Origin of the sequence: Sulfitobacter sp. HI0040 (assembly GCF_001634885.1) — a bacterium.
Taxonomy (GTDB): domain Bacteria; phylum Pseudomonadota; class Alphaproteobacteria; order Rhodobacterales; family Rhodobacteraceae; genus Sulfitobacter.
In genome coordinates this window covers 1-5,504 of the sequence record NZ_LWEX01000103.1, presented here as the reverse complement: position 1 = coordinate 5,504, position 5,504 = coordinate 1, and the positions used below count along the sequence as shown (strand labels likewise).

Here is a 5,504-nt window from a genome sequence, read left to right as displayed (position 1 = left end):
TGTCTGGCGGTCAGCAGCAAATGCTGGTGATCGGCCGCGCCCTGATGACCAACCCCAAACTGATGATGATTGACGAACCTTCCTTGGGTCTGGCGCCCAAGATTGTCGATCAGGTTTATGACACGCTGCTGGAGCTTCAGGCGCTGAAAGGTCTGACACTATTGATCGTCGAGCAAAGCTCGGCCCGTGCTGCCCGTGTCGGTGGGCGGATGATCCTGATGCGGGGCGGGCGGATCGTGGGTGACGGGGACGCTGCCGAACTCGGTGCCGAGGACAGCCTGCGAGACGCCTATTTCGGCCAATCCAAACCAGTGAAGGAGGCCTCGTGATGACCTCGCTTTCTCAACTTTTCTTTGATGCAGCGTCGCTGGGTGGCATTTATGCACTGGCCGCGCTGGGCATCGCATTGATTTTCGGGGTGATGAACCTCGTGAACTTTGCCCATGGGGAATACATCACCTTCTGTGTGTTTGCCCTGATCGTGCCTAGTACGGATGCCGCAGCTCATTTGTTTTTGGGTAAGGCGCCGGCAATCGTGCTGGTCCCTGTGATGCTGATGATTGGTGGCGGGCTGGCGGTGCTATCCGAGGCGCTGATATTCCGTCGCCTGCGCAATGCAACGCCTGTCACCATGATGATCGCATCTTTCGCGCTGGGGTTCGTGCTGCAATATGCCCTTTTGGCCGCTTATGGCGGTCGTCCCAAGGCGGTATCCCTTTGGCCCGGACTGAATACGCCGGTGGAGTTGCTGGGGGCTAGCGTTCCCCTGCTGCAATTACTGGTTATCGGGGTGACGGTCGCGATCTTGGTGATCCTGTTCCTGTTGCTGCGTCACACGCGGTTAGGTCTGGAAATGCGCGCCGCAGCCGAGAATTTCACCATGGCAAGAATGCTGGGGGTGAAGGCGAACAGGGTTATTACCGGAGCCTTTGCGATTTCCGGTGCGCTTGCGGCTGCCGTTGCCCTGATCCTTGTCACACAGACCGGTGTCGCCGACGTCCGTATGGGTGGGCCAGTCATGCTGGTTGCCTTTATCGCAACGGTGATCGGTGGCATGGGCAGTCTGCCCGGTGCGGTCGCGGCGGGGTTCCTGTTGGGGGCGGCCTCGGTGATGCTGCAAGCTTTCCTTCCGCTGGATGCCCGTCCGTTCCGCGATGCCTTCCTTTATTCGCTGGTGATCGGCTGCCTGTTGTTGCGGCCGCAGGGGCTGTTTGCCTCGGCCAGCGCCAAACCAAGGGTTTAAGATCATGCACCATCACACTTTGATGCGACTTCGGTCCTATTCCACTCCGGTCCTTCTGTCCTTGGCGCTGTTGGCGTTGACCGTTCTGGCGGTAGGTCTGGGCGACAAGGCACTCGGGCGGGCCATGGCGGAACTGTTGATCCGCGTGACGCTGGTCGTTGGACTGTGGATCTTCGTTGGCAACTCCGGCGTCATCAGCTTTGGTCACGCCGGATATATGTGCATCGGCGCCTATATGTCCGCGTGGCTGACCCTGAAACCCACCATGAAGGCGCTTTTGTTGCCCGGCTTGCCGGACTGGCTGGCTCAGGCACAATGGCCGGTCTTTCCTGCGGCAATCGCGGGCGGGCTGTTGGCTGCGGTTGTCGGTCTGATTTCCGGCGCTGCGATTTTGCGGCTGTCGGGGATCGCGGCGTCGATCGCGACCTTTGCGTTCCTTGCCATCGTCAACACCGTCTATTCCAACTGGGAGGACGTCACCGGTGCAACCAGTTCCGTTGTGGGCCTGCCACGTTATGTGGACGCGTGGGTCGCATTGGCTTGGGCGGTTGCAGCGATTGCGGTGGCCAGCCTGTATGCCAATTCGGGCTCGGGTCTGGCCCTGCGTGCAACCCGCGAGGATGAGGTCGCCGCCCAATCCTCGGGCGTGAACATGTACCGCCACCGTTTGCTGTCGCTGGTGATTTCGACCTTTTTCACTGGTGTCGCAGGGGCGCTTCTGGGCCACTACATCGGCGTTCTGAACCCCGACAGTTTCTATCTGGGGCTGACCTTCATCGCCTTGGCAATGCTGGTGGTTGGCGGGATCGGAAGCCTGACAGGTGCAGTGGTCGGCGTGGTCGTTTTGTCCGCCGCGATCGAGGCGCTGGTCCGGATGGAGCAAGGGATCGAAGTGGGCCAAACCCATCTGTCCATCCCCAACGGCGCACAGGAAATCGTGATTGGCGTGGCGATGATCGTCATCCTGATCTTGCGGCCCTCGGGGCTGACCAAGGGAAGGGAATGGGCGCTGTCCGGCCGCCTGTTCCAAAAACGAGGGCAGGCAAAACGCGCCTGACCCCAAATATATCCAACCTAAATAATCCAACTAAAACAGGAGAGTATGATATGAAACGTTTGACCACAGCCGCGGCTGTGCTGGCCCTGTGCGGCCCGGCCTATGCCGCTGATGACATCACCGTGGGGTTCGCCATCGCGAAATCCGGCTGGATGGAAGCCTATGACACCCCCGCCGCAACCGCTGCGAAAATCCGTATCGACGAGATCAACGCGAATGGTGGCCTGTTGGGCCGTCAGATCAACTGGGTCGAATCCGACACCAAAACCGATCGCGCCCAAGCGGCCAAGGCGGGTTTGCAACTGATTGACGAAGGCGCGGACATGATGGTTGTGACTTGCGACTATGACTTCGGCGCCCCCGCTGCATTGTCGGCGGATGCGGAGGGGATGATTTCCTTCTTCCTGTGTGCCGAGGACGTGAAGGCCGGGATTCAGGGCGTCGGTCCCTACAGCTTCTCGGGCTCGGTTCTGGCCCCTGTGCAAGGCGCGACCATGGCAGAATGGAGCCACGCCAAGCGCAACGCCAAAACCGGCTATGTGCTGCTGGACACCACTATCGAATATAACAAGGGCATCTGCACCGGTTTTGACTGGATGTTCCCCCGTCTGGACGGCACCGAAATCGTGGGCCGCGACACGTTCAAGAACGACGATGCCTCGATTGCCAGCCAGATCAGCCGGATCAAAGCGCTGCCGGAACAGCCCGACGTGATCATGCTGTGTTCCTATATACCCGGTGCGGCCTCGGCTGTGCGCCAGTTGCGGGCGGCAGGGATCGACTCGTTGATCCTGAATGGTTCGTCTATGGACGGGTCCTATTGGCTGGATGCGACGCCGAACCTTTCGAATTTCGTGGTGCCGGTCCAAGGGTCGATCTATGGCGATGATCCACGCCCCGAAGTCGAAGCGTTCAACAAGGCATACGAGGCCAAGGCCGGTGCCCGCCCTGCCAGTTCCTATGCCTATCCGGGGTATGTGCTGATGGAACTTTGGGCCAAGGCGGTCGAGCGCGCGGGGACACTGGACGGCGCGACGGTGACTGCAGAGCTGGAAAAGATGCGAAACGAAGCAACGGCATTCGGTCCGCGCAGCTTTACCGATGAATTGCACCATCAGAATTTCGCAGAGATGCAGATCATCGAAATCTCTGGCGGGACACCGAAAGCGATTGATAGCTGGACCATCAGCGAACCTGTGCCGCTGGAAGTGTTGCTGAAGTAAGTACGCTATGAAATGAAAACACCCCCGGCAGGCGATCCTGCCGGGGGTGTTTTCATTTGTCCGATCACGCAAGGTATGGAACGCGTGGTACGCTATGCTGCTTCTACCAGCGGGTTCTCGGCATTGGCAGACAGCCAATCCCGCAAGGCCTGTCCCGATTGACAAGCAGCCTGCGCGCGCTCTTTGAATGTCTGCACCAGATCGGGCGCTGTCAATTCAATGATCCCGCCAAAGGCATAGGTGATCAGGGGCCCCTCGCCAGAGACAAAACCGGGTGTCAGCCCGTTTTCGATATAATCGACAACGTATAGCAGCTTTTTCGGCTGGCTTTGCGCAAACCCCTTCAGGTTTCGCAGTTGTTTGATCCGCGCGGCTTCTGGCAAATCCCGGTAGATGCAGGTGCCTGTAAGCAAACTCTCCATGACGAATTTGTCCAAGAGCATCAGCCCGTTAAGCGCAGTCAGGCGATCTTCACGTCAGAAGGCAGGCCACTTGGGGAATGTCGATTAAGGACGAGGAGTGCTTTCAGCAGACGACGGATCATGAAAACCCTCAAGAAGCCCACAGCACCCCGGTTTCCGAATCTATCCAGCCGATCCATGGACAGCGTCCATCAAACCAATAGGCCGTCAACTCGAAGTCACGGTCGTCGGTGACGCTCGTGGGGAAAGTTTCTCGAATATAGGCGATTTGCTTCTCAATCGGAACGTCCCAAACGCGGAAACGGCATGGGCCACCGTCAGGGACGCGCTCTACCGGACGCATAGGCTTATTGTCGCTGTAACCATCTGCAATAACCCAGTAATAGGGTTCGTGATCTTCCAGCAACGCGGGAGGTGTCAACAGCACTTTCCCTTCCCGCAAAAGCCGTTCCAGAAGGTAGAAGAACGCTTCTCTTTGTTCGGGAAAAGATAGTTCGCGGGGCAGATAGGGCGTAGGGGGCGCAACGATGCTGAACAGTGCGCTAATCCACCCTCCAGAATGCTCTGGATCAGATGCTACAGCGTACAGTCTGTCAAGGAAGCTATGATCTAAATCGGTCATTTAAACTTCAGCTCCGCATTTTTCACATTGAACTCACCGATTTCAACAGGTTTACCGGAGGGGCCCGTTTCACGAAAACCGACATTATGTAGGGTATTCCGTTTAAAGTCTCCCTTTGCCATTGCATCTTGGGAATTTCACGCACCCAAGGAAGCGACCATAACGACCGCTGCGCTCAACCAGCCAGCCATCGGCGCAGACCGGACAGGCTTGGAAGGTCGCACCGCAGCGGCAGTCGGACGACCGCCCATCTTCCGACCTGACGGGTATGCCGACGCCACAGTCGGGGCAGCTCGGGAGCGTGTTGCCGCAGAGCTCGACATGTTCACATCGGTAAAATGTTCCACCGTCTTTTCGGGGCACTGCAAACAGATGCCCGCCGCAATCACCGCACGTACAGGTCGGGAGGTCTTCTGTCTTGTCTGCCCCAAGCCCGTACGCATCGTCATCCACCAACTCGGCGATGAAAGTCGATTGCCGAGAGGCGGCGCCCATGAGCGTCAGGGTTTTCCGGGCCCGTGTCATAGCCACATACATGACCCGACGTTCTTCGGCATGCGGGAACGGTTCGCCTTCGGGAGACACCATAGTAAGGAGAGGATCATCGACAATTTCTGACGGGAACCCCATGCGGCCGCTAAACATGTCGAGCAGGTCCTGTCCCAGGGAGAGGTGTAACTTCTGGTAGCGCTTTTGGTGGCGTCCGCGCCCTTCATGAGGCGCCGTAGGACGTCATCAAAGGCGCGGTGGTCATCGGTGAATTTTCGGTAAGGTCGGGTTGCGAACATCAACCTGAACCGAAGGAAGACCCCGATGACCAAACCTATGATGGACCTGAAAGAGCTTGTCGAGAAGAGCGCGGATGCCGATCTTCTTCGAGATATGATCGGTTTTGCCGCCGAAAGGCTGATGGAATTGGAGGTTGGCGCAAAGACCG

General features: G+C 58.2%; 7 protein-coding genes and 1 pseudogene. 5 read left to right on the top strand and 3 right to left on the bottom strand.

What is annotated here, in order from left to right:
* From A3728_RS07810 to A3728_RS07795, 4 genes are all read left to right on the top strand, one after another.
* A partial coding sequence (locus A3728_RS07810; protein ID WP_150120688.1) for an ATP-binding cassette domain-containing protein occupies positions 1–329 on the top strand: 329 nt, incomplete at its 5' end.
* Entirely contained in the window at positions 329–1,243 is a 915-nt protein-coding gene (locus A3728_RS07805; protein ID WP_067268419.1) for a branched-chain amino acid ABC transporter permease, read from the top strand. The genes A3728_RS07810 and A3728_RS07805, both read left to right, overlap by 1 nt.
* Before the next feature lie 4 nt (positions 1,244–1,247).
* Positions 1,248–2,300: a branched-chain amino acid ABC transporter permease gene (locus A3728_RS07800; RefSeq protein ID WP_067268421.1), complete on the top strand. Its 1,053-nt coding sequence runs from the start codon at positions 1,248–1,250 to the stop codon at positions 2,298–2,300.
* Between the two features lie 50 nt (positions 2,301–2,350).
* The gene (locus tag A3728_RS07795; RefSeq protein ID WP_067268422.1) at positions 2,351–3,523 is read left to right on the top strand and encodes an ABC transporter substrate-binding protein; all 1,173 of its coding nucleotides are present in this window, start codon (positions 2,351–2,353) and stop codon (positions 3,521–3,523) included.
* 92 nt (positions 3,524–3,615) lie between these two features.
* Here A3728_RS07795 and A3728_RS07790 read toward each other — a convergent pair whose 3' ends face one another.
* The 3 genes from A3728_RS07790 to A3728_RS22265 form a co-directional block, all read right to left on the bottom strand.
* Positions 3,616–3,945, bottom strand: coding sequence for a hypothetical protein (locus A3728_RS07790; protein WP_150120687.1), 330 nt, complete (start codon positions 3,943–3,945; stop codon positions 3,616–3,618).
* 130 nt (positions 3,946–4,075) lie between these two features.
* Entirely contained in the window at positions 4,076–4,567 is a 492-nt protein-coding gene (locus A3728_RS22705; protein WP_067268425.1) for a hypothetical protein, read from the bottom strand.
* 102 nt (positions 4,568–4,669) lie between these two features.
* A complete protein-coding gene (locus A3728_RS22265) occupies positions 4,670–5,062 on the bottom strand; it encodes a topoisomerase DNA-binding C4 zinc finger domain-containing protein (RefSeq protein WP_231886455.1) in 393 nt (130 codons plus the stop codon).
* A gap of 318 nt (positions 5,063–5,380) precedes the next feature.
* Here A3728_RS22265 and A3728_RS22700 point away from each other — a divergent pair.
* A pseudogene (locus A3728_RS22700) lies at positions 5,381–5,504 on the top strand (IS256 family transposase); the annotation flags it as partial.

Bases quoted from the DNA above. Each gene is read 5' to 3' on its own strand.
- A3728_RS07805 (WP_067268419.1), top strand. From the start codon at position 329: ATGACCTCGCTTTCTCAACTTTTCTTTGATGCAGCGTCGCTGGGTGGC.
- A3728_RS07800 (WP_067268421.1), top strand. From the start codon at position 1,248: ATGCACCATCACACTTTGATGCGACTTCGGTCCTATTCCACTCCGGTC.
- A3728_RS07795 (WP_067268422.1), top strand. From the start codon at position 2,351: ATGAAACGTTTGACCACAGCCGCGGCTGTGCTGGCCCTGTGCGGCCCG.
- A3728_RS07790 (WP_150120687.1), bottom strand. From the start codon at position 3,945: ATGGAGAGTTTGCTTACAGGCACCTGCATCTACCGGGATTTGCCAGAA.
- A3728_RS22705 (WP_067268425.1), bottom strand. From the start codon at position 4,567: ATGACCGATTTAGATCATAGCTTCCTTGACAGACTGTACGCTGTAGCA.
- A3728_RS22265 (WP_231886455.1), bottom strand. From the start codon at position 5,062: ATGGGCGCCGCCTCTCGGCAATCGACTTTCATCGCCGAGTTGGTGGAT.